The sequence below is a fragment of the Neisseria sp. P0014.S002 genome (genome assembly GCF_051958295.1).
In the GTDB taxonomy this organism is placed as follows: domain Bacteria; phylum Pseudomonadota; class Gammaproteobacteria; order Burkholderiales; family Neisseriaceae; genus Neisseria; species Neisseria flavescens_B.
Genome location: NZ_JBQCVO010000001.1, coordinates 418,599 through 439,378, shown reverse-complemented (window position 1 = coordinate 439,378; position 20,780 = coordinate 418,599). Strand labels below are relative to the sequence as shown.

The window sequence follows — 20,780 nt, the reverse complement described above, 5'->3', positions numbered from 1 at the left end:
TATTTTAAAGAAAAGAGCTCACGCCATGATGGACGAAAAACTCAATTTCTCTTATCTGTTTGGTTCTAATGCGCCATACATCGAGGAGTTGTATGAAAAGTTTCTGGATAATCCGGAATCTGTCGATGAAAAATGGAAACAGTACTTTACCGATTTGAGTAAACAGCCGGGCGCAGTCGCTGTCGATGTTGCCCATACACCGATTCGTGAATCATTTGCCACTTTGGCTAAAAAGAAAATTGCCGCAGCCGTCGCAGGCGGTGTGGATGAGGCAATGATGAAAAAGCAGGTCAGCGTTTTGCGACTGATTTCTGCCTATCGTATCCAAGGCGTGGGTGCAGCCCAACTTGATCCGCTCAAACGTATTCCTCCTCAAAATATTGAAGCTCTCGATCCTAAATTCCACGGTCTGTCAGATGCCGACATGGCGCTTCAGTTCAATATGGGCGAGGGCGATTTTTCCGGTCAGAGCAAACTGCCTCTGTCCCAAATCATCAGCAACCTCAAGCAAACCTACTGTGGCCATATCGCGGTAGAGTATATCTACATTCCAAATACCGAAGAGCGCCGCTGGGTTCGCAATTATTTTGAAAGCGTACTGTCTACTCCAAGCTACAACGTTGAACAAAAACGCCGTATCTTGAAAGAAATGACTGCTGCCGAAACTCTGGAACGCTACCTGCATACCAAATATGTCGGCCAAAAACGCTTTGGTGTAGAAGGCGGCGAAAGCGCGATTGCCGGTTTGAACTACCTGATTCAAAACGCCGGTAAAGACGGCGTGGAAGAAGTCATCATCGGTATGGCACACCGTGGCCGTCTGAATGTTTTAGTGAATATTTTGGGCAAAAAACCCAGCGATTTGTTCGCTGAGTTTGAAGGCCGTGCCGAAATCAAATTGCCTAGCGGCGACGTGAAATACCACATGGGCTTCAGCTCCGACATCGCTACGCCACACGGCCCGATGCACGTTTCTTTGGCATTTAACCCGTCACACTTGGAAATTGTTAACCCGGTAGTGGAAGGTTCTGCGCGCGCCAAACAAAAACGTTTGGGCGAAAACGGTCGCGATAAAGTCTTGCCGGTATTGATTCACGGTGACTCCGCATTTATCGGTTTGGGTGTTAACCAAGCAACATTCAACCTGTCTAAAACACGCGGTTATACCACCGGCGGTACTGTTCACATCGTGATCAACAACCAAATCGGCTTTACGACTTCCGATACCCGCGATACCCGTTCTACCGTACACTGTACCGATATCGCGAAAATGGTTTCTGCTCCGGTTATCCATGTGAACGGCGATGATCCTGAACGCGTTTGCTTTGCCATCCAAGCTGCCTTGGATTATCGCAAAAAATTCCATAAAGACATCGTGGTTGACGTTGTCTGTTACCGTAAATGGGGCCACAACGAGGGCGATGATCCGACCTTGACCCAACCGATGATGTACAAAAAAGTATCGCAACACCCAGGTGCGCGTGCTTTGTACACCGAACAACTGATTGCCGAAGGCGTGGTAACTCAAGCTGAGGCTGACGGTTACATCCAAGCTTACCGTGATGCTTTGGACAAAGGCGAACATGTTGAACAAACAACTTTGAGCAACTTCCAACGTACGCAAATCGATTGGAGCAAATACCAAGGCAAAGATTGGCGCGAACACATCGAAACCGGTTTGCCTGCCGCCGATATTGAGCGTCTTACCGAGAAGTTTACCGCCGTACCGGAAGGCTTTGCCCTGCATCCGACTGCAAAACGTGTGATTGAAGCGCGTAAAGCAATGGCATCAGGCAAACAAGCCATCGACTGGGGTATGGCCGAAACCTTGGCATACGCAAGCCTGCTGACTAAAGGTCATGGTGTGCGTATCTCTGGTGAGGACTCCGGCCGCGGTACATTCTCACACCGTCATGCAGTATTGCACGATCAAAACCGTGAAAAATGGGACGACGGTACTTATGTTCCTCTGCGTCATATGGGCGAAGGCATGGGCGAGTTCCTGGTTATCGACTCCATTTTGAACGAAGAAGCCGTGATGGCGTTCGAGTACGGCTTTGCCTGCTCCGCTCCTGACAAGCTGACCATTTGGGAAGCTCAATTCGGTGACTTCGCCAACGGCGCACAAGTGACTATTGACCAATTCCTGTCTTCAGGCGAAACCAAATGGGGTCGTTTGTGCGGTCTGACCACCATCCTGCCGCACGGCTACGACGGTCAAGGTCCTGAACACTCTTCTGCACGTGTAGAACGTTGGTTGCAACTGTGTTCTGAGAACAATATGCAAGTCATCATGCCGTCTGAAGCGTCGCAAATGTTCCACATCTTGCAACGTCAAGTCTTGGGTTCATACCGTAAACCTCTGGTGATTTTCATGTCCAAACGCCTGTTGCGCTTCAAAGGTGCAATGAGCCCGCTGGAAAACTTCACCGAAGGTTCGACTTTTCGTCCGGTTATCGGCGATACCGCAGAACGTGCAAGCAACGACAGCGTGAAACGCGTGGTATTGTGTGCCGGTCAGGTTTACTATGACTTGGAAGCTGGCCGTGCTGAGCGTAAACTGGAAGATGATGTTGCTATCGTCCGCGTTGAGCAGCTGTATCCGTTCCCATACGACGAGGTTAAAGCTGAACTGGCGAAATATCCGAACGCAAAATCTGTGGTTTGGGCACAAGAAGAGCCGAAAAACCAAGGTGCGTTCTACCAAATCCGCCACCGCATCGAAGACGTTATCAGCGAAGAGCAAAAACTGTCTTATGCCGGTCGTCCAAGCAGCGCTTCGCCTGCAGTGGGCTACTCAAGCAAACACATTGCTCAATTGAAACAATTGGTTGAAGACGCTTTAGCGTTGTAAGCCAAGCAGCATTCCGTCTGAGGCTGCTCAGGCGGAATGCCCATATGCAGAATTAAAAACACACAACAGGCCGTCTGAAAGGGCCATTGGAGACACAAAATGATTATTGATGTAAAAGTACCTATGCTGTCTGAAAGCGTATCTGAAGGCACGCTCTTGGAATGGAAGAAAAAAGTTGGCGAAGCAGTTGCCCGTGACGAAATCCTGATCGATATCGAAACTGACAAAGTGGTTTTGGAAGTACCTTCTCCACAAGCCGGCGTATTGGTTGAAATCGTAGCGCAAGACGGTGAAACCGTTGTTGCCGACCAAGTTTTGGCTCGTATCGATACAGCTGCTACTGCCGCTGCTGAAGCCCCAGCCGCCGCGCCTGCCGAAGCTGCCCCAGCCGCCGCTCCTGCTGCCGCACAAAACAACGCCGCTATGCCTGCCGCTGCCAAACTGGCTGCCGAGACCGGTGTTGACGTAAACGCATTGCAAGGCTCCGGCCGTGACGGTCGCGTCTTGAAAGAAGACGTACAAAATGCCGCTGCCAAACCTGCCGCAGCTGCTGCTCCTGCTGTTACACTTCCTGCCGGCGCACGTCCTGAAGAACGCGTACCAATGAGCCGCCTGCGTGCCCGTGTTGCAGAACGCCTCTTGGCTTCTCAACAAGAAAACGCTATTCTGACTACATTCAACGAAGTCAACATGAAACCAATCATGGACTTGCGTGCGAAGTACAAAGAAAAATTCGAGAAAGAACACGGCGTAAAACTGGGCTTTATGTCCTTCTTCGTTAAAGCCGCGGTTGCCGCCCTGAAAAAATACCCGGTTGTGAATGCTTCTGTTGACGGCAAAGACATCGTGTACCATGGCTACTTCGACATCGGTATCGCGATTGGCAGCCCACGCGGTTTGGTTGTGCCTATCTTGCGCGATGCCGACCAAATGAGCATTGCCGACATCGAACAAGCAATTGTTGATTATGCGAAAAAAGCCAAAGACGGCAAAATCGCTATCGAAGATCTGACCGGCGGTACATTCAGTATTACCAACGGCGGTACTTTCGGTTCTATGATGTCTACCCCGATCATCAACCCGCCTCAATCTGCGATTTTGGGTATGCACGCCACTAAAGAGCGCGCTGTGGTTGAAAACGGCCAAGTTGTTGTCCGTCCAATGATGTATCTGGCTCTGTCTTACGACCACCGTATCATTGACGGCCGCGAAGCTGTATTGACCTTGGTAGCCATTAAAGACGCGTTGGAAGACCCAGCCCGCCTGTTGTTGGATCTGTAATCGTTTCAGACGGCCTTTTATTTATTAATGAAAAGGCCGTCTGAATTTTTATTTAGATGTAGCGTAATGTAGTATCGTGCTACAATAGGCTCAACGAACGATTGAGGCCGTCTGAAACATTTGATTCGAATGAATCGACAGATATGGACTTTCAGACGGCCTTTTCTTAAAACCATCAAAACGCAGTCATTCAAAATAAAAAAGAAACACAAAGTATCGTTTTTATTTTGAGATACTGCCAAAAGCAAAGGATGACACGATGTCTCAATATGATGTAGTAGTGATTGGTGCAGGCCCGGGCGGATACGTTGCCGCCATCCGTGCTGCACAACTGGGTTTCAAAACCGCTTGCGTCGATGCAGGCGTCAACAAAGCTGGCGATGCCCCTGCCTTGGGCGGTACTTGCTTGAATGTAGGCTGTATCCCTTCCAAAGCCCTGTTGCAATCGAGCGAACATTTCCACGCTGCGCAACACGATTTTGCAGAACACGGTATCACTGTCGGCGACATAAAATTCGATGCGGCCAAAATGATTGAGCGCAAAGATGCCATCGTGACCAAGCTGACCGGCGGCGTAAAATTCCTGTTCCAAAAAAACAAAGTAACCAGCTTGTTTGGTACTGCTTCCTTTGCCGGTAAAAATGGCGATGCTTACCAAATCGAAGTTGATAACAAAGGCGAGAAAACCGTTATCGAAGCCAAACACGTCATCGTAGCGACCGGTTCCGTACCGCGTCCGCTGCCACAAGTTGCTATCGACAACGTGAACGTATTGGACAACGAAGGCGCATTGAACCTGACCGAAGTGCCTGCCAAACTCGGCGTGATCGGTTCCGGCGTGATTGGTCTGGAAATGGGTTCCGTATGGAACCGCGTGGGCGCAGAAGTTACCATTCTTGAAGCTGCGCCGACCTTCCTGGCTGCCACCGACCAACAAATCGCCAAAGAAGCCTTCAAATACTTCACCAAAGAACAAGGCTTGAACATTGAATTGGGCGTGAAAATCGGCGATATCAAATCTGAAGGCAAAGGCGTTTCCGTTGCTTACGAAACTGCCGCCGGTGAAGCCAAAACCGAAGTATTTGACAAACTGATCGTTGCCATCGGCCGTATTCCAAACACCAAAGGCCTGAACGCCGAAGCCGTAGGCTTGGAAAAAGACGAACGCGGCTTTATCAAAGTAGATGGCGAATGCCGTACCAACCTGCCTAACGTATGGGCAATCGGCGACGTGGTTCGCGGCCCGATGTTGGCACACAAAGCCAGCGACGAAGGCGTTGCCGTTGCCGAGCGCATTGCCGGTCAAAAACCGCATATCGACTTCAACAACGTACCGTTTGTTATTTACACTGACCCTGAAATCGCTTGGGTGGGTAAAACCGAAGAGCAGCTCAAAGCCGAAGGCGTGGAGTACAAAAAAGGTACTTCAGGTTTCGGTGCAAACGGTCGCGCATTGGCAATGGGCAAAGCCAAAGGTACGGTTAAAGTGTTGGCAGATGCCAAAACCGACCGCATCTTGGGCGTACACATGATCGGCCCGGTTGTCAGCGAATTGGTTACCGAAGGCGTGACTGCGCTCGAATTCTTCGCCAGCAGCGAAGACATCGCCCGCATTATCCATGCCCACCCAACCTTGTCCGAAGTGGTTCACGAAGCTGCATTGGCGGCCGACAAACGCGCTTTGCACGGTTGATAGATATTAAGGCCGTCTGAAATTTTTCAGACGGCCTTAAGGCCTTCGACAAATTGAATGTTCCGAGAGCTCCGTTTTCTGATTTATAATTCCGTCAGACAAACAAACAGCATTTACATTCATTATGAACAAAGAAATAGTCGGTATTTTCTTTATACCGATGGGCATTATCAGCATGTGTATGGCCGCATTGTGGCAGATGTATGTGATGATGACCGAAACTTATACGCTCAACCGTTTCAAAGATAAAGAATTGGTTTGGCGCGTGGCATTGTTGTTTATCAGTTTCAGCCTTGCCGTTTATCTGCTCTGCCCGAATTCGCGTAAAAAAGGCATCGTCTTTTTTATTCTCGGTGGAGGCGGTGCAGCCATGTATCTGCTGGCGCGGATGTGGTTGCCCTTCAGTAAATAGTAGGGCCGTCTGAAAATATGGGATTGGCCGCAGGGCGATTCCTAAAACCCACTCACCTTAAGGAGAAATCCATGAATTTACACGAGTATCAGGCTAAAGAACTGCTGGCTAGCTACGGTTTGCCCGTACAAGGCGGTATTTTGGCACACAACGGCGAAGAAGCCGCTGCAGCTTACGACAAATTGGGCGGCAAATTCGCTGTTGTCAAAGCACAAGTACACGCCGGCGGCCGCGGTAAAGCGGGCGGCGTAAAAGTCGTTAAAAGCCGCGAAGAAGCTAAAGAAGTGGCTGAAAGCCTGATTGGCACCAACTTGGTAACTTACCAAACCGATGCCAACGGCCAACCTGTCAACAGCGTTTTGGTTTGCGAAGACATGTATCCTGTTCAAACCGAGCTGTACTTGGGCGCAGTGGTTGACCGTTCTACCCGCCGCATTACATTCATGGCCTCTACCGAAGGCGGCGTGGAAATCGAAAAAGTTGCTGCCGAAACTCCTGAAAAAATCTTCAAAGTAACCGTTGATCCGCTGGTCGGCCTGCAACCTTGCCAAGCTCGCGAAGTTGCGTTCAAACTGGGCTTGAAAGACAAGCAAATCAACGAGTTCGTCAAACTGATGACCGGCGCGTACAAAGCGTTTGTCGAAAACGACTTCGCCCTGTTTGAAGTAAACCCACTGGCAGTTCGCGAAAACGGCGCACTGGCTTGCGTGGACGGTAAAATCGGTATCGACAGCAACGCGCTCTACCGCCTGCCAAAAATTGCTGAATTGCGCGACAAATCCCAAGAAAACGAACGTGAGCTGAAAGCTTCCGAATTCGACCTGAACTATGTTGCCCTGGAAGGCAACATCGGCTGTATGGTGAACGGTGCAGGTTTGGCGATGGCCACTATGGACATCATCAAACTCAAAGGCGGCCAACCTGCCAACTTCTTGGACGTTGGTGGTGGCGCAACCAAAGACCGCGTGGTTGAAGCGTTCAAACTGATTTTGGAAGACAAATCCGTTAAAGGCGTATTGATCAACATCTTCGGCGGTATCGTACGTTGTGACATGATTGCGGAAGCTATTGTGGCAGCCGTTAAAGAAATCAACGTCAACGTTCCTGTCGTTGTTCGTTTGGAAGGTAACAACGCCGAACTCGGCGCGAAAATCCTGAACGAATCAGGTCTGAAACTGACTTCTGCAGACGGCCTGAATGACGCAGCCGAAAAAATTGTTGCAGCCGTAAACGCCTAAGGAGAAAAGAATGAGCGTATTGATTAATAAAGACACCAAAGTATTGGTTCAAGGTTTCACCGGTAAAAACGGTACTTTCCACTCCGAACAAGCTCTGGCTTACGGCACTAAAGTTGTTGGCGGCGTTACCCCAGGCAAAGGCGGTCAAACCCACCTGAACCTGCCCGTGTTCAACACCATGAAAGAAGCCGTTAAAGAAACCGGCGCGGACGCATCTGTAATTTACGTTCCAGCTCCGTTTGTTTTGGACTCAATCGTTGAAGCCGTTGATTCAGGCGTAGGCTTGGTCGTTGTGATTACCGAAGGCGTGCCTACTTTGGACATGCTCAAAGCCAAACGTTACTTGGAAACCAACGGCAACGGTACCCGCTTGGTCGGCCCTAACTGCCCAGGCGTGATTACTCCAGGCGAGTGCAAAATCGGCATTATGCCGGGCCACATCCACACTCCAGGTCGCATCGGTATTATTTCCCGTTCCGGTACATTGACTTACGAAGCCGTGGCACAAACCACTAAACTGGGCTTGGGTCAATCAACCTGTATCGGTATCGGCGGCGACCCGATTCCTGGTATGAACCAAATCGACGCACTGAAACTCTTCCAAGAAGACCCAGATACCGACGCCATCATCATGATCGGTGAAATCGGCGGTACTGCGGAAGAAGAAGCAGCCGAATACATCCAATCCAACGTAACCAAACCTGTCGTAGGTTACATCGCTGGTGTTACCGCTCCTAAAGGCAAACGTATGGGCCACGCCGGTGCGATTATTTCTGGTGGTAAAGGTACTGCCGAAGAAAAATTCGCCGCTTTCGAAAAAGCCGGTATCGCTTACACCCGCAGCCCTGCCGAGTTGGGTACTACCATGCTGGAAGTGTTGAAAGCAAAAGGTTTGGCATAAAATTTAAGTCTTTAAGCTGAATTGAAAAGGCCGTCTGAAGTTTTCAGACGGCCTTTTTTAAATTCCATTGGATTGTTTTCAGAATAAGCACTTAATTTAATTTAAATTAACGTTTATTTTGGAATAAACGGTTATAATTTATTAACAGATAAATAGTCTGTAACCATATCAACCTATATCAAGGAGAAAAGCATGAAAAAACACGATTTTGAAGCACGTCGCGAGGCTTTGCTGAAAGACATCCGAGAAGTGATGGATGATGTGGAAGAATTGTACCGCAATGGTGTTGAAGCCGGTTCGGAAGAGGGTAGCAAAGCCCGAGCCAAATTGGAGGAAAAATTGGCTGTGGCCAAAGAGCGTTTGAGCCGTTTTGAAGAAGAAGCCGGCGAGCGTTTGCGCCATCATGCCGAGCGTGCGCGTGAAAAATACGAGCAGTTTGAAGAGGCGGCTCAGGAGCATTTGAAAGAAGGTAAAGAGCGTTTTGCCGAATTTGAAGCCGATGCAGGTGCGCGCTTGAAACGCGGTGCCAAACACGCTGATGAAGTGGTACATGAAAAACCATACTATGCGATGGGTTTTGCCGCATTGGCCGGTTTGGTTGTCGGTGTGTTGTTGAACCGCCGTTAATGCGAATATGTTAAGGCCGTCTGAACAGGCGTGCACATGAAATCATGGATTTCATTGCGCCGTGCAGACGGCCTTAGCCTTATGTTTCCTAAGAAAAAAGGATAATCGAGATGGGAATTCGCCAGCGTTTTGAACATGGCAAGGCTTTGTTGAATCAGGGCGCGGATTTGCTGTTGCTGCGTTTGCAGGTATTGAGCTTGGATTTGACGCGTCAGGCGGAGAATGTGTTCCGTTTGGCGATTTGGTTGGTATTGTCCGGCGCGCTGTTGATGGTGGGCTTGGTCGGTTTGCTGTTCGGATTGAACCGCGTGCTGTCGGATGTGGCCGCTTTGTGGGTGTTTTTCGGCATTTTCTTCGTGAGCCTGCTGATTATTGCCGTATTGTTCCGCAAAGTATCGGCAGATTATCGGGAGCAGGGAAGTCGCGTGGCTGAGACCTTGCAGGATATTCGATCGGATATTGCGTATTTGCGCGGTGAGATAGACAAGGATGCGGATGATGAAGCAACAGGAGTATGAAGAAGCGCGCGAGCTGCTGCTTTTGGAAGCCAAGCTGGTGCGGCTGCGGATTGAAGCAGAAAATTTGAAACTGCGTAAAGCGGAAGAAAGTAATGCCCGGCAGACTAATCGCTTGGTAATGTTGGCCGATGTGGCGTATCAGTTGAGCCAAACGCGTTTGCTGTCTCAACGCGCTTTGTTTTCTACATCGCGCCGTCGGCATTGGATTTGGCTGGTATTGGCAATCATACTGGGTTTGTCGAGATAACCGAGGGCGGAGGTTTGGTCAAAATGATATTTGCAGCGAGTTGTTGGAGCGTGTGAGCGCTTGTTGAGGATGCTGCGTCATTGTGTTGTCGAAACTGAAACTTTATTTATGTTGAGTATTTTTTACAAAAGACACCGGCCGTCTGAACATTTCAGACGGCCTCAATGTTTGGAGTTTCAGATATAATGGTGGCAATTTTGAAATTATTAAATGAAGGATAAGTGATGAACCGTTTGTATCCCCACCCGATTATCGCCCGTGAAGGCTGGCCGATTATCGGCGGCGGTTTGGCTTTGAGCCTGCTGGTGTCGATGTGTTGCGGCTGGTGGTCTTTGCCGTTTTGGGTGTTTACCGTATTTGCTTTGCAGTTTTTCCGCGACCCTGCGCGTGAGATTCCGCAAAATCCTGAAGCGGTGTTGAGCCCGGTTGACGGCCGTATCGTGGTGGTTGAGCGCGCACGCGATCCGTATCGTGATGTCGATGCTTTGAAAATCAGTATTTTTATGAACGTGTTCAACGTGCATTCGCAAAAATCGCCTGCCGATTGTACGGTAACAAAAGTGGTCTATAACAAAGGCAAATTCGTGAATGCGGATTTGGACAAAGCCAGCACGGAAAATGAACGCAACGCGGTTTTGGCGACTACGGCTTCTGGTCGTGAAATTACTTTTGTTCAAGTGGCCGGTTTGGTGGCGCGCCGTATTTTGTGCTACACCCAAGCAGGTGCGAAACTGTCTCGCGGCGAACGCTATGGCTTTATCCGCTTTGGTTCGCGCGTGGATATGTATCTGCCTGTCGATGCGCAGGCGCAAGTGGCGATTGGTGATAAAGTTACCGGCGTCAGCACTGTATTGGCGCGTTTGTCGCTGACTGTGCCGCAAACTGAATCTGAGCCTAAAGCCGCAGCTCCACAAGCGACTCCGGCTTCACAAGCGGCTCCGATTGAGACAGTGGCAAACCAATCTTCCGAACAGCAGCAAATCGAAGCAGCGGCGGCTAAGATTCAAGCGGCTGTGCGTGATGTGTTGAAAGATTAATTGCCGGTTTTAAAATTGGTTTAAAGTAAGAAAAAGGTTTTCAGACGGCCGTCTGAAAACCTTTTTTGTTTGCCTGTCCGATTTTAAAACTTCACGTTTACACTGCCGGTAAAGCTGCGGCCCATTTGCGGCGTATCAGAGAGGAAGCTGCTGTGGGCGTAAACGGATTGATTGAGCAGGTTGTCGGCTTTGACGTACCAATTCCACTCGCCATAGCGCGTATTGCGGCGGTAGTTTGCGCCGAGGTTGAGCATATGGTGTCCGGGCGTGCGCGTTTCGTAACGGGCGAGTTTGTTTTGGGCGAACACGCGGTAGTAGTCCAAATTGGCATCGATACGGTCGGTCAGCGAGGCTTTCAGGTGGACACCGAGGCGCGCAGCCGGAACGCGAGGGGCGTTTTGGTTATCCTGTGCGATGAAAGGACGGTTGCCGTAGGCATCTTCCCTACCCGGCAGGGACGGCAGGTTTTTCAGACGGCCTCGTACATAGTCGCCGGAAACGCCGAGGCGGTAGCGCGGTGTCGGTTTGAAGTAGATTTCACCTTCCGCGCCGTAGAAGTCGGCGCCGGATTGGTTGTAGCGCACGAGCTTCATTTCGCTGTCGTCTTCGATGGATTTGGGGCCGCGTCCGTCGTTTAAGGTTTGGGCGTAGATGTAGTTGCCGAAGCGGTTGCGGTAGAGTGCCAGATTGTATTGCCAGCGGTCGCCTTCGTAGTCCAGCGCGAGTTCGATGTTGTTGGAACGCTCTTTGTTGAGGTGTTTGTTGCCGACTTCAAAGGTGTTGGTGGCGACGTGTTTGCCGTGCGCGTACAGCTCTTGCGTTGACGGCAGGCGTTCCTGATGGGAGGCAGTCAGGCTGAGTTTGTGTTGTGGCGTGAAATACCAGTTGCCCGAAAGTGCGAACGATCGGGCGGTTTGGCGGTGCGTGCCGAGGTCGGGCAGGGGCTGGTTGTAGTAGTTTTCCCGATCAATCAATGCTTTGTCGTACTGGATGGAGGCTTTTTGTTTTTCCACGCGTACGCCGCCTTCAAGCGCGAAGTTGTCCCAGTTTGCCTGTTCTACACCGAAAAAGCTGTAATGGCGCACATTATTGTCAATCAGCATCGGTTGTTGGACGGTTTCAGGAATGGCGGAAAGCGCGCTGGATTTTTGTCCCAAATATTGCACGCCCCAGCTGCCTTTCAGACGGCCTATGGGTTGATGGCGCAACTCGATACGGGCGTTGTGTGTTTTGTTGTTGAAGAAGTTTTCTACTGCATCGCCTGCTTTTTCGTCGTGGTGGTAGTCGTTGCGGTTTAGGTGTACGCGTAGGGCTTCAAAACCGGGGAATGGCTGCTTCCATTCGGCGCGGAGTTCGTAGCGTTTGTTGCGCAGGTCTATCCACGGTTTGCCGTTGTGGGCATGGGCGTGTGCATTATCGTCGTCGTGAAAGCCGCAGCTCAAGCCCGGATTGTCGTAATCAACGTCTTCTTCGGTCAATAAGTGCGGATAAAGCTGCAAATAGCGTTTGTTGATCAAGCTCTTTTGCCAGATGATGTCGGCGTGGCAGTCGTCGTAGAGATGGCTGTGGGCAGGCAGGCCATAGCGGTCGCGACGGTCGCTGTACGCCACGCCGAGGAAACCTTTATCCCCAACCCAAGACAGGCCGATGCTGCCGGTTTTTGAATCGGCATGGCTGTCGGGCAGTCGTTTCAGACGGCCTTCTTCTTTTTGATAGCGCGGTACGGCGTAATCACCCGATTTGCGGTACAAGCCTTCGGTATGCAGCACGAAGTTGTTGCCCAAACCGATATTGATGCCTACGGATGTCAGTTTTTCCAAATTGTCGCTGCTCAAACGCAATCCGGCTTCGCCCGATACGCCGTTTTCAGGCATTTTTTCGGGGATTTTTCCATCGGCAACATCGACCAAACCGGCCACATTGCCCGAGCTGTACAAGAGCGTAACCGGGCCGCGCAGGATTTCGACCTGTTGAGACAAGGCGCTGTCCACCATCAAGGCATGGTCGGGCGAGAAGTCCGCCATGTCACCGGTTTCGCCGTGATGGTTCAACACTTTAATCCGTCTGCCTGTTTGACCGCGAATAACAGGAGCGGACGCGCCGCCACCGTATTGCGAGGCATGAATGCCCGGTACGCCGTCTAAAGCATCGCCTAGGTTGACGGCTTTCTGGCGCAAGGTATCGCCGGAGATGATTTTGTCGGAGGCGGTCGAAGTGTGTAAAAGCCCCGACGTGGTGCGCGGACGGCTTTTGCCGACGACGGTAACCTCTTCCAGTTCAACAGACTGCTCGGTTTCATGCGCTTGGGAGAGGATAGGGGTGCTGATTAAAAGAATAGATAAAACAATGGGCTTGAGTGTGGTTTGTGTCATTTTAGTTTCTCATCATATTTCGAAAGGCTGTTATTATATAACATTGCGCCATTTATATGATAAGACTTTTGAGAAAAAAAGGCCGTCTGAAAACGAAGCGTGGTTTTCAGACGGCCTTTAGCTTGTATGTAGGTTTAAATGAAAATGGAACAATCTCTCTGTTGCCTGGTTTGGGTAAGGCAGAAAGTCATGGCAGATGGTTTGCTTTCATTGAAAGCATTACTTGGTTTCGGCGGCTTTAGCGCCAGCGGTCTCTGCAATCAGATCAAGGAATACCAACGGCTTTTTGCCGATATTTTTGAGCGCATGGGACTGGCCGGGGCGGGCGATGGTAATGTCGCCGGCGCCGACTTCGGTTTGTTTGCCTTCGCTATCGGTAAACAGGCCTTTGCCGGATACGATGATGTAAACGTCTTCATTGCCGGTATGTTTGTGTTGGCCGATGGAAGCGCCAGGTGGAAGAGTGAGCCAGCCGATTTCTTTGAATGCGTCTTGGTCGGCGGTTTGATGGCGCGTGAAGGCAAAGCTGCCGAGCAAGGGGCCTTGGCCTCCGGCTGCGTTTTCGCGGTTCCATTCTGCTAAGTCGGCTTTTTTGTACACTTGGATGTTGCGGTCTGTGGGGGTAGTTTGTTCGGCAGCTTGAACGCTGATGGATGTGCCGAGCAGAAGGGCGACAGATAATGCGGCAAATAGTGGTTTCATGGTGATTTTCCGTTTGTCAGGTTGAGTCAGATAATGCGGATTCCGTTTTCAGACGGCCTGCGGGGTTGAAACGATTAACCCCGCAGGCTTCCCCCCAAGATTTATTTCACATTGCGCAGATAGTTCAACAATAAAGGAACAGGGCGGCCGGTCGCGCCTTTTTCACCGCCGGATTTCCATGCGGTACCTGCGATGTCGAGGTGTGCCCATGGATAGTCTTCGGTGAAGTAAGACAAGAATGTTGCGGCGGTAATCGTGCCTGCACCCGGCGTGCCGATGTTTGGAATGTCGGCGAAATTGGATTTGAGTTGGTCTTTGTAGGTCTCAAAGAGCGGCAGTTGCCATGCTTTATCGTCCACGTTGCGGGAGGCGGCGAGCAGGCTGTCGACCAAATCTTGATTGTTGCCCATCACGCCGCTGACGTCATGGCCCAAGGCGATGATGCACGCGCCGGTCAGGGTGGCGACGTCGATGACGGCTTTAGGTTTGAATTGTTCGGCGTAAGTGAGCGCGTCACACAAAATCAGACGGCCTTCGGCATCGGTGTTCAACACTTCGATGGTCAAGCCTTTCATGCTTTTTACGACATCGCCCGGTTTGTTGGCCGCGCCGGAAGGCATGTTTTCACAAGTGGCGACGACGGCGATGAGGTTGATCGGCAGTTGCAGTTTGACGGCGGCGCAGAAGGTGCTGATAACGGTTGCCGCGCCGCACATGTCGAACTTCATTTCGTCCATGTTTAGGCCGGGTTTGAGGGAAATGCCGCCGGTGTCGAAGGTAATGCCTTTGCCGACCAATACCACAGGCGCGGCTTCTTTGTCGGCTGCGCCGAAATAGCTCAGTTCGACCAAATATGGGTCTTCGACGCTGCCTTTGGCGACAGACCAGAACGAACCCATGTTTTCTTTGATGTAGTCTTTTTCAATGATTTTAGCGTGTGCGCCCAATTTTTCGGCTTCGGCTTTGGCGGTACGCGCGAGGAATTCAGGCGTACATTCGTTGGGTGCGGCATTGCCCAAGTCGCGGCAGAGGCTTTGTCCGTAAACCTGCGCTTCGGCAACGCGCAGGGCTTCTTTGACGGCGGCTTCGTGTGCGCTGTGGAACACAGCTTCTGCAAATTTGGCCGGTTTGGCTTCTTTTTTGTAGCGGTCGAAACGGTAGGCGGCATTGCCGAACGCTATCGCAAACGCTTCGGCAACGGCTGCTGCTTGCGCTTCATCGAAAGCATGAACGTCCACATTGACCGTTTCTTGATTTTGCGCCCATTTGGCGGCTTCGGCTGCGGCTTTGTTCAGCGCGGCGCGGTCGGTTTTTTCGAGGCGGGCAACGGCAATGGCTTGCAAACCGTTGTCCGTCGGGATTTTGGTGTCGGCGAAATTTTGACCTTCTTCAAGGGAAGCGAAGAGGGCGAGGGCAGTCGGGTTGCTCAGTTGCGATGCTTCGGCGCAGACAAATAATTGCGCACCTGCCTGTTGAGCCTGCAAAGTTTCGGCTTTTGTGCTAAATTTCACGTTTATTCTCCTGATTGGAACGGTTGTCGGTTGTTCAGACGGCATGTTGACCAACCGTCCGAACAGATGAAAATCATTGTACTCCATTTGTGTCATGCCGTCTGAAGCCTTATTAATAAATATAGGTTTCCCATAAACCGTATACCACGCTCAATCTTATGATTTACCAAAGAAACTTTATTAAAGAACTTTCCTTTACTGCCGTCGGCATCTTTGTCGTCCTCTTGGCGGTATTGGTGTCTACGCAGGCCATCAACCTGCTTGGCCGCGCAGCCGACGGGCGTGTCGCCATCGATGCCGTGTTGGCCTTAGTCGGCTTCTGGGTAATCGGCATGACCCCGCTTTTGCTGGTGTTGACCGCATTTATCAGTACGTTGACCGTATTGACCCGCTACTGGCGCGATAGCGAGATGTCGGTCTGGCTTTCTTGCGGATTGGCATTGAAACAATGGATACGCCCGGTCATGCAGTTTGCCGTGCCGTTTGCCATTTTGATTGCCGTCATGCAGCTTTGGGTGATGCCGTGGGCAGAGTTGCGCAGCCGCGAATATGCTGAAATTTTGAAGCAGAAGCAGGAATTGTCTTTGGTGGAAGCCGGCGAGTTCAATAACTTGGGCAAGCGCAACGGCAGGGTTTATTTTGTCGAAACCTTCGATACCGAATCCGGCATCATGAAAAACCTCTTCCTGCGCGAGCAGGACAAAAACGGCAACGACAACATTGTTTTTGCCAAAGAGGGCAATTTTTCGTTGACCGACAACAAACGCACGCTTGAATTGCGTGACGGCTACCGTTACAGCGGTATGCCCGGCAAAGCCGATTACAACCGCGTTTCTTTCCAACACCTCAGCCTGATTATCAGCACCACGCCCAAACTCATCGACCCTGTTTCACACCGCCGCACCATTCCGACTGCCCAACTGATTGGCAGCAGCAATCCCCAACACCAAGCGGAATTGATGTGGCGTATTTCCTTGACCGTCAGCGTTTTGTTGTTGTGCCTGCTTGCCGTGCCGCTTTCCTATTTCAATCCGCGCAGCGGCCATACCTACAATATCCTGATTGCCATCGGTTTATTTTTGGTTTACCAAAACGGGCTGACTTTCCTGCGCAATGCTGTGGAAGACGGCAAAATCCATTTTTGGCTCGGACTGCTGCCTATGCACATCATCATGTTTGTGATTGCCGTCGTCCTGCTGCGCGTGCGCAGTATGCCCAGCCAACCCTTCTGGCAGGCGGTTGCCAAAAGTCTGACATTGAAAGGCGGAAAATGAACCTGATTTCACGTTACATCATCCGTCAAATGGCGGTTATGGCGGTTTACGCCCTCCTTGCCTTCCTCGCTTTGTACAGCTTTTTTGAAATCATCAACGAAGTCGGCGATCTTGGAAAAGGCAGCTATAACGGCGCAAAATTGGGGCAGTATGTTTTAATGCAGATGCCTGCGCGCGCATATGAACTGATGCCGCTTGCCGTTTTGATCGGCGGCCTGATTTCCCTCAGCCAACTGGCTTCCGGCAGCGAGCTGACCGTTATCAAAGCCAGCGGCATGAGCACCAAAAAGCTGCTGTTGATTCTGTCGCAGTTCGGTTTGATTTTCGCCATTGCCACCGTTGCGCTCGGCGAATGGGTTGCCCCCGCGCTGAGCCAAAAAGCCGAAAACATCAAAGCCGCCGCCATCAACGGCAAAATCAGTACCGGCAATACCGGCCTTTGGCTGAAAGAAAAAAACAGTATTATCAACGTGCGCGAAATGTTGCCCGACCATACGCTTTTGGGCATCAAAATTTGGCAGCGCAACGATAAAAACGAACTGACCCAAGCGGCAGAAGCCGAATCCGCCGTTTTGAATCCTGACGGCAGCTGGCAGCTGAAAAATATACGCCGCAGCATATTGGGCGAAGATAAAGTCGAGGTTTCTACTGCTGCCGAAGAAAACTGGCCGATTTCCGTCAAACGCAACCTGATGGATGTATTGCTCGTCAAGCCCGACCAAATGTCTGTCGGCGAATTGACCACTTATATCGACCATCTGGAAAAAAACAACCAAAATACCCAAGTCTATGCCATCGCATGGTGGCGCAAGCTGGTGTATCCCGTTGCCGCATGGGTGATGGCGCTTGTTGCCTTTGCCTTTACCCCGCAAACCACGCGCCACGGCAATATGGGCTTGAAACTCTTCGGCGGTATCTGCCTTGGTTTGCTGTTCCACTTTGCCGGACGGCTCTTCGGCTTTACCAGTCAGTTGTACGGCGTGCCGCCGTTTTTGGCGGGCGCATTGCCGACGGTTTTGTTTGCGCTGTTGGCGGTGTATCTGATACGTCGTCAGGAAAAAAGATAAGGCAAAATAAACTTCAGGCCGTCTGAAAGGCAATCTTCAGACGGCCTGAGTATTTTGTGTGCAAAAAACAAAATGCTAAAGTAAAATAATACCTTTCCAAACCAATGCGGCTATTGAAAATGTCCCAAACCATCTGCTTGAATATGATTGTCAAAAACGAAGCGGCAATCATCGAAGAAACACTGGCCAACATCACCGACCACATCAAACTTGACTACTATGTCATCAGCGACACCGGTTCGACCGATGATACCGCCGGCGTGATCCGCCGCTTTTTCGATGCAAAGGGCATCGCAGGCGAGATTCATCATGATGGTTGGCAAAATTTTGCATACAACCGCAATCAGGCTTTGAAACACGCAAAAGACAAAACCGATTATGTGTTGATTTTTGATGCGGACGACCGCTTTGAAGGCAAATTGGAATTGCCCGAGCTGACCGCCGACCGCTACCGCCTCCGCATGAGAAATGCCATGGGCAGCGTGGTTTATTACCGTCCGCTGTTGTTGCGCAATGACGGTACATTCTACTGGCGCGGCGTATTGCATGAGTTTATCGAAACCGACAAACAAGATACCAGCGAAGCCACGCTTCATGGCGACTATACGGTTCTCAGCGGCCGTTTCGGCGCGCGCAGCAATATGGCGAATAAATACCTGCTTGATGCGGTTTCTTTGGAAAAAGCGTTTTACAGCCCTGAAGATGAAGACCTGAAACCGCGTTACGCCTTTTATGCGGCGCGTTCTTATTGGGATTCTGATATGCCCGAACGTGCGAGCGAATGGTTTAAAAAACGCATCGAGTTGGGCGGTTGGATCGAGGAAGTGACGGTTTCTTACCAACAGCTTGGCGAGTGCTACAAATTAATGGGCAAACGCGATGAAGCCTTGGCGACTTGGTTGGCAGGCTACGATTACAATCCGCGCCGTGCCGAGTGTCTCTACCTTGCGCAAACCATGCTGCGTCAGGAAGGAAAATACCGTATTTCCCATGCGATCGGCCTGATGGCGAAACGTATCCCGTTCCCGAAAGACGATATTCTTTTTGTCCAAAGCAATGTTTATCAGTTGGACATCGACTATGAATTGTCGGTTACCGCCTATGCGGCCGGCGATTTGCGCCAAGGCTATGAGTCTTGCCGACACTTGCTCTTGCTTAATGTACGCGAGGCATTGACCACAGTGACCATGCAAAATATGTGGCTCTACCGCGAACACGCGCAAACCGAAACGCGCGAAGTGTTGGAGCAGCTGGTGGCGGTAATGCAGCCTTATGCCGAGCAGGGCGGACGTTTGGCAGAAGTGACCGAATATTTTGCCGATATTTTGAAAAACCGTTAATCAGGTCTTTGACCCAGCCGTCAGGCCGTCTGAAAGGAAATTTTTTGAGCAAGCGCAATCTGTTTTCCGTCGATAAATCTTTGGATCAGCCCGAACGCGTCCTCTTGGTCGGCGTGATGCTGACGGCGGACTATTCCGGCGCAAACGAAACGCGCGAGCGCGGCTTTCAGACGGCCTTGACCGAAGCGGCAGAATTGGTGAGCGCGGCCGGCGGCGATTTGGTTTCTATCGAAACGTCACGCCGTGACAAACCGCATCCGGCTTTGTTTGTCGGTACGGGCAAGGTGGAAGAGTTGGCGGCAGTGGTCAAGCAGCATGATGTCGGGTTGGTTGTGTTCAACCACGAACTCACGCCGACACAAGAGCGTAATCTGGAAAAAGAGCTTCAATGCCGCGTACTCGACAGAGTGGGTTTGATTTTGGCGATTTTTGCCAAACGCGCCCAATCGCAGGAAGGTAAGTTGCAGGTGGAGCTGGCTCAGCTGAATCATTTGAGCGGACGGCTGGTGCGCGGTTATGGACATTTGCAAAGTCAGAAGGGCGGTATTGGCTTGAAAGGGCCGGGCGAAACCCAGTTGGAAACCGACCGCCGTTTAATCGGACAAAAAATCACGGCATTGAGAAAACAGCTTGCCGATGTCCGCAAACAACGCGCCACGCGCCGCAAATCGCGCATGAGCGGCCGTCTGAAAACCTTTGCCATTGTCGGCTATACCAATGCCGGAAAATCCAGCCTGTTCAACCGCCTGACCAAAGCGGACGTATTGGCGAAAGACCAGTTGTTCGCCACTTTGGATACCACTGCGCGTCGGCTTTTCCTATCGTACGAGGCGAGCGTGATTTTGACCGATACCGTCGGCTTCGTCCGCGATTTGCCGCACAAGCTGGTGTCGGCGTTTTCCGCTACTTTGGAAGAGACGGCGATGGCGGATGTGCTACTGCACGTCGTTGATGCCTCCAATCCCGATTTTGAACGGCAGATGGACGATGTCAACGAAGTCTTGGAAGAAATCGGCGCGCATGAAATTCCGCAATTGGTGGTGTACAACAAAGTTGATTTGCTGCCGTCAGGTATGCGTGAAGCAGGCATTTTGCGCGACAACTCCGGGCATGCCGTCGGTGTGAATGTTTCCGTTGCCGCAAGTTTGGGCTTGGACGGTTTGCGCGAAGCGATGATTGAATTGGCGGTACAGCCAAATGCTTGATAGTATGGAATGAAACAAGGCCGTCTGAATGTTCAGACGGCCTTACCGTAAAATTCTAAATCCGAGGATTATGCCGACAGAGGGCTTTTCTTTTTGAACACGCTTTCGTAAAGCATCCAAGCGGCGAGGCTCAGGTATACGGTGCTGGACAAAATGCCGATAACGGCAAAGATAGGCATAAGGCGATCAATCATGGTGAGGTTTCCCAATAAGTTAGTTTTATAAGTAAATGTGTGTTTTTTTATTTCCGTCTTCGCGGAATGGCTAAAGTATGCTGCTTAAATGGATTGAGGTCAATAAAAAATGTATTGGGATTTTTAAAAAAGTTCCATTTTTACATTAAAATAATTGGAAGTTTTTAAAGATAAACGGTATTTATATGTTACCGTTCATCATCTGATAAACGGTCAATACTTTGTTTTCCATGTTTTTTATAAAATTCGACAGTCTATTAATTCAAAAGTAAATGAAATGAGGCGGAAAAACGCTTTTTGCTAAAAT

The 20,780-nt window shown here is 50.7% G+C and carries 18 protein-coding genes; 14 read left to right on the top strand and 4 right to left on the bottom strand.

Annotated elements, in window-relative coordinates:
- Nucleotides 1-25: 25 nt before the first annotated feature.
- From ACTHSX_RS02020 to ACTHSX_RS01975, 10 genes are all read left to right on the top strand, one after another.
- Nucleotides 26-2,854, top strand: coding sequence for a 2-oxoglutarate dehydrogenase E1 component (locus ACTHSX_RS02020; protein WP_063075930.1), 2,829 nt, complete (start codon nucleotides 26-28; stop codon nucleotides 2,852-2,854).
- Nucleotides 2,855-2,953: 99 nt separating this feature from the next.
- Nucleotides 2,954-4,135, top strand: coding sequence for a 2-oxoglutarate dehydrogenase complex dihydrolipoyllysine-residue succinyltransferase (odhB, locus tag ACTHSX_RS02015; protein ID WP_002235707.1), 1,182 nt, complete (start codon nucleotides 2,954-2,956; stop codon nucleotides 4,133-4,135).
- A gap of 259 nt (nucleotides 4,136-4,394) precedes the next feature.
- The gene (gene lpdA, locus ACTHSX_RS02010; protein ID WP_440376451.1) at nucleotides 4,395-5,828 is read left to right on the top strand and encodes a dihydrolipoyl dehydrogenase; all 1,434 of its coding nucleotides are present in this window, start codon (nucleotides 4,395-4,397) and stop codon (nucleotides 5,826-5,828) included.
- 124 nt (nucleotides 5,829-5,952) lie between these two features.
- The gene (locus ACTHSX_RS02005) at nucleotides 5,953-6,240 is read left to right on the top strand and encodes a hypothetical protein (protein ID WP_002213751.1); all 288 of its coding nucleotides are present in this window, start codon (nucleotides 5,953-5,955) and stop codon (nucleotides 6,238-6,240) included.
- A gap of 71 nt (nucleotides 6,241-6,311) precedes the next feature.
- Nucleotides 6,312-7,478, top strand: coding sequence for an ADP-forming succinate--CoA ligase subunit beta (sucC, locus tag ACTHSX_RS02000; protein WP_440376452.1), 1,167 nt, complete (start codon nucleotides 6,312-6,314; stop codon nucleotides 7,476-7,478).
- A 10-nt stretch (nucleotides 7,479-7,488) separates the two neighbouring features.
- Entirely contained in the window at nucleotides 7,489-8,379 is an 891-nt protein-coding gene (gene sucD, locus ACTHSX_RS01995; RefSeq protein WP_002221113.1) for a succinate--CoA ligase subunit alpha, read from the top strand.
- A gap of 192 nt (nucleotides 8,380-8,571) precedes the next feature.
- Nucleotides 8,572-9,006, top strand: a complete 435-nt coding sequence (locus ACTHSX_RS01990; RefSeq protein WP_440376453.1) for a DUF883 family protein — start codon at nucleotides 8,572-8,574, stop codon at nucleotides 9,004-9,006.
- A 110-nt stretch (nucleotides 9,007-9,116) separates the two neighbouring features.
- A complete protein-coding gene (locus tag ACTHSX_RS01985; RefSeq protein ID WP_070632098.1) occupies nucleotides 9,117-9,524 on the top strand; it encodes a phage holin family protein in 408 nt (135 codons plus the stop codon).
- Nucleotides 9,502-9,771 (top strand): hypothetical protein, encoded by a 270-nt coding sequence (locus ACTHSX_RS01980; RefSeq protein WP_440376454.1) that lies wholly within the window; start codon nucleotides 9,502-9,504, stop codon nucleotides 9,769-9,771. The genes ACTHSX_RS01985 and ACTHSX_RS01980 overlap by 23 nt, the downstream gene beginning before the upstream one ends.
- A 224-nt stretch (nucleotides 9,772-9,995) precedes the next feature.
- Nucleotides 9,996-10,808 carry a phosphatidylserine decarboxylase gene (locus ACTHSX_RS01975; RefSeq protein ID WP_440376455.1) on the top strand — a complete coding sequence of 271 codons (813 nt, stop codon included), beginning with the start codon at nucleotides 9,996-9,998 and terminating at the stop codon, nucleotides 10,806-10,808.
- A gap of 83 nt (nucleotides 10,809-10,891) precedes the next feature.
- On the opposite strand, the gene znuD is transcribed toward ACTHSX_RS01975, so the two are convergent.
- The 3 genes from znuD to ACTHSX_RS01960 all read right to left on the bottom strand — a co-directional run bounded on the left by znuD (nucleotide 10,892) and on the right by ACTHSX_RS01960 (nucleotide 15,393).
- Nucleotides 10,892-13,180, bottom strand: a complete 2,289-nt coding sequence (gene znuD / locus ACTHSX_RS01970; RefSeq protein ID WP_440376456.1) for a TonB-dependent zinc receptor ZnuD — start codon at nucleotides 13,178-13,180, stop codon at nucleotides 10,892-10,894.
- A 219-nt stretch (nucleotides 13,181-13,399) separates the two neighbouring features.
- On the bottom strand, nucleotides 13,400-13,882 hold the full coding sequence (locus ACTHSX_RS01965) for a cupin domain-containing protein (protein WP_440376457.1): 483 nt from the start codon (nucleotides 13,880-13,882) through the stop codon (nucleotides 13,400-13,402).
- A 101-nt stretch (nucleotides 13,883-13,983) separates the two neighbouring features.
- Entirely contained in the window at nucleotides 13,984-15,393 is a 1,410-nt protein-coding gene (locus ACTHSX_RS01960; protein ID WP_440376458.1) for a leucyl aminopeptidase, read from the bottom strand.
- A gap of 158 nt (nucleotides 15,394-15,551) precedes the next feature.
- Between ACTHSX_RS01960 and lptF the strand changes: the two genes are divergently transcribed.
- The 4 genes from lptF (at nucleotide 15,552) to hflX (ending at nucleotide 20,279) form a co-directional block, all read left to right on the top strand.
- Entirely contained in the window at nucleotides 15,552-16,667 is a 1,116-nt protein-coding gene (gene lptF / locus ACTHSX_RS01955) for an LPS export ABC transporter permease LptF (RefSeq protein ID WP_440376459.1), read from the top strand.
- Nucleotides 16,664-17,734, top strand: coding sequence for an LPS export ABC transporter permease LptG (gene lptG, locus ACTHSX_RS01950; RefSeq protein WP_219089487.1), 1,071 nt, complete (start codon nucleotides 16,664-16,666; stop codon nucleotides 17,732-17,734). Before lptF ends, lptG begins: the two co-directional genes overlap by 4 nt.
- A 119-nt stretch (nucleotides 17,735-17,853) precedes the next feature.
- A complete protein-coding gene (locus tag ACTHSX_RS01945; protein ID WP_440376460.1) occupies nucleotides 17,854-19,074 on the top strand; it encodes a glycosyltransferase in 1,221 nt (406 codons plus the stop codon).
- A gap of 44 nt (nucleotides 19,075-19,118) precedes the next feature.
- Complete coding sequence (hflX, locus tag ACTHSX_RS01940; protein WP_440376461.1) at nucleotides 19,119-20,279, top strand: GTPase HflX; 1,161 nt, start codon at nucleotides 19,119-19,121, stop codon at nucleotides 20,277-20,279.
- A gap of 68 nt (nucleotides 20,280-20,347) precedes the next feature.
- Here the strand turns inward: hflX and ACTHSX_RS01935 are convergent, their stop codons facing one another.
- A complete protein-coding gene (locus ACTHSX_RS01935) occupies nucleotides 20,348-20,473 on the bottom strand; it encodes a hypothetical protein (protein ID WP_003678791.1) in 126 nt (41 codons plus the stop codon).
- Nucleotides 20,474-20,780 lie beyond the last annotated feature (307 nt).